Consider the following 683-nt stretch of genomic DNA (forward strand, 5'->3'; position numbering starts at 1 on the left):
GGGAGAGCACCTGCTTTGCAAGCAGGGGGTCGTCGGTTCGATCCCGTCATCCTCCACCATTCACCTGGTACAAGAGTTCAAACATAAATCATCCAGTTTTACTGGTTGAGATTTCTGTTTGGTCTTTTCGAGATCACTGTTGTTCTGTTCTTTAACAATCTGGAAGAAGTAAAGTTTTTTTAAGCGTGTGGAAACACACACTTAGGGTAGTAACAAACGTATCAACAAACATGCAACAAGCTGTACTCTTGATTCCATGACCGCTTTCTGTTTTTAAACAGAAGCTAACGTTATAGGGACAAGCGAATAAGTGCACATGGTGGATGCCTTGGCGATTACAGGCGATGAAGGACGTAGTAGCTTGCGATAAGCTGCGGGGAGTGAGCAAACACACTTTGATCCGCAGATTTCCGAATGGGGAAACCCGGCCTTTTAGGTCATTGCATGCTGAATACATAGGCATGCAAAGCGAACGCGGCGAACTGAAACATCTAAGTAGCTGCAGGAAAAGAAATCAACCGAGATTCCCAAAGTAGTGGCGAGCGAAATGGGATGAGCCTGTACGTGATAGTCGATTGGATAGTGGAACAACCTGGAAATGTTGGCCATAGAGGGTGATAGCCCCGTACACGAAATCCAAACGGTGGTACTAAGCGTACGACAAGTAGGGCGGGACACGAGAA

The 683-nt window shown here is 46.4% G+C and carries 1 rRNA gene; it reads left to right on the forward strand.

From position 1 onward, the window contains the following. Positions 1-296: 296 nt before the first annotated feature. Positions 297-683: ribosomal RNA gene (locus ACFPAH_RS15450) — 23S ribosomal RNA — on the forward strand; the annotation flags it as partial.

The sequence above is a fragment of the Massilia sp. GCM10023247 genome, assembly GCF_042653325.1.
In the GTDB taxonomy this organism is placed as follows: domain Bacteria; phylum Pseudomonadota; class Gammaproteobacteria; order Burkholderiales; family Burkholderiaceae_D; genus Telluria.